This window comes from Orenia metallireducens (assembly GCF_003001995.1).
GTDB lineage: Bacteria > Bacillota > Halanaerobiia > Halobacteroidales > Halobacteroidaceae > Orenia > Orenia metallireducens_B.
Genome location: NZ_PVNB01000068.1, coordinates 1 through 2,346, shown reverse-complemented (window position 1 = coordinate 2,346; position 2,346 = coordinate 1). Strand labels below are relative to the sequence as shown.

At 33.6% G+C, this 2,346-nt stretch carries 2 protein-coding genes and 1 other annotated feature; both genes read right to left on the bottom strand.

Going from position 1 to position 2,346, the window contains the following annotated elements; genetic code table 11:
- The coding region (locus BX659_RS18525) for a thiamine pyrophosphate-binding protein (protein WP_258176167.1) at positions 1-541 on the bottom strand (541 nt) is incomplete at its 3' end.
- 449 nt (positions 542-990) lie between these two features.
- Positions 991-1,279, bottom strand: a binding site (T-box leader).
- A gap of 444 nt (positions 1,280-1,723) precedes the next feature.
- The gene (gene ilvN, locus BX659_RS18520; protein ID WP_106231967.1) at positions 1,724-2,203 is read right to left on the bottom strand and encodes an acetolactate synthase small subunit; all 480 of its coding nucleotides are present in this window, start codon (positions 2,201-2,203) and stop codon (positions 1,724-1,726) included.
- Positions 2,204-2,346 lie beyond the last annotated feature (143 nt).

Genomic DNA, 2,346 nt, shown 5'->3' with positions numbered 1-2,346 from the left:
CTGGTAGATTGATCTCTTTGGGGTAAGTGAATTCCGCTTTTGCTAATAAAATATCCTTTGGAATATCAATTAAGACAGGTCCAGGTCTTCCAGTTTTAGCAATATGAAAGGCCTCCTTAATAATTCTAGGCAGATCCTTGATGTCCTGAACTAAGTAATTATGTTTAGTAATTGGAGTTGTAATCCCTGTAATATCTGCTTCTTGAAAAGCATCAGTTCCTAACATCGCTCTAGGTACCTGACCAGTAAAAGCTACAATTGGTACAGAGTCCATATAAGCTGTTGCTAATCCTGTTACTAAATTGGTTGCTCCTGGACCAGATGTGGCAATGCAGACCCCTACTTTACCAGTAGAACGAGCATAGCCATCTGCTGCATGGATTCCTCCCTGTTCATGATGGGGCATTATATGTTCAAACTTGGCATCATATAAAACATCATAAATAGGTAGAACCGCTCCACCAGGATAGCCAAAGATTGTCTCTACCCCTTCTTTATAAAGGGACTCTACAAAAATTTCAGCTCCTGTTAATAATCCCACTCTAAATCACTCCTTTATAATTACTTCTCCCTACTTAATTTAGAGCTAAAAGAAGATTATCATTACAATCTCCTTAACTCAAATAACTTTAGCTAGTAAAAGAAAAACTCCAAGTATAGCAACTTGGAGTTTGCATAAATTACCAATTGAATCTAGATATACTTCTCCCTAGGTAATTTATCCTCTTATTCTCCTTGCTACTAACTACTTTTATAATCTATTACTCAGACTAAATTACTATTACTAACGGCTTTATAAGCCATATCTAATCTACTTCAATAATTATCTACTACTATATACTCTACTATCATTTCACTAAATTCTACTCATTCTTTATCTATACTACTTAAATCTCTTTTTTATTAGTTTCTCTTTACTATCTACTTATCTCTAATTAGTAAACTATACACAAAAAAACCCCTCATCTCAATCAACAGACTAACTCTATTAATTGGGACGAGAGGTTTTGACTCGCGCGGTACCACCCAAATTCATTACTATCTCACAATAGTAATCTCAATAAGTACTTACATACAATAAGTATGTTCCATACTCCAGCACATGGTAACGGATGCTGTTTCCTAAATAGCTTAGGACTCCGGCAAAACTTACTTGGAATTACCTTTCAGCTTGCAGCTCCAGGGTGATTTTCAAAAGTATATCCTATCCTGGCTCCCACCTAACCCAGTTCGCTCTAATAGCTAATACACTATTTACTTTCCCTTTCACAGCTTTTTTCTAAATCTTCAATTCTTGTTATAAATTATAAATTATACTTAATTCATTGTCAAGAATTTTTTAGGTAATTCTGTTCACTTTTACAGCTCTAGGGTGAGAGAAATAATTTCCTAGATATCGGTTCTCAGCTACTCCGATTCTCTGTAATCTACTCCATTACTTCATTCCCTTTCTTTGCTTTTTACTATATTATGTTTTATTAGTAATTAGTATAGTGCACTTTCTAACCTTTGTCAAGGCATTTATTAGAAAAATATCTATGATATCTTAATAAAAGAAACTATCCCATTATACTAAATTAAGATAAGCATAATATTATTAATAGATATTACAATGCTTTGAAAGTTAGGAGTTAGGGTTTAGCTAAATCCTAACTCCTACTGCTTAATGCATATTACTTCAAAAGTTCTTAATTCTCATTAATCCTTACTTTAATCTTATCAATTATTTCTTGCCTCTCGCCATTGCTATCTTACCAGTTCTAACTAGCTCTTTAATTCCAAAAGGTCTTAATAACTCTTCAATTGCTGTAATCTTATCTTCATTACCAGTGATTTCAACCATAATTGAATTAGAAGCTACATCTACAATCTTTCCCCTAAAGATATCTACAATCTGCATAATCTCAGATCGAGCTGTTACTGTAGCTTTGACCTTAATTAAAGCCAATCCTCTACTAACAACTGATTCTTTAGTCAAATCACTGACCTTATGGACAACAATCAACTTATTTAATTGTTTAATCAACTGCTCTAAGACCCTATCATTTCCTTCAACAACTAAAGTTATCCTAGATATCTCATCATTATCTGTCTTAGCAACTGATAAACTTTCTATATTAAATCCTCTTCTACTGAATAAACTGGATATTCTAACTAAGACTCCAGACTCATTAGCCACTAAAACTGAGACTGTATGTTTCATTTTAAATCCCCCTTCAAGAACATATTATCTAAACTTCCACCTGGTGGCACCATCGGAAATACATTCTCTTCCTCTTCTATAATAAAGTCTAGTAGGTAAGGTTGAGGACTATTGATTGCTTCCTCTAATGCTGGTTTTATCTC

What these genes read in the sequence shown, in the direction of transcription:
- ilvN (WP_106231967.1), bottom strand. Translation starts at nt 2,203, where the DNA reads ATGAAACATACAGTCTCAGTTTTAGTGGCTAATGAGTCTGGAGTCTTA.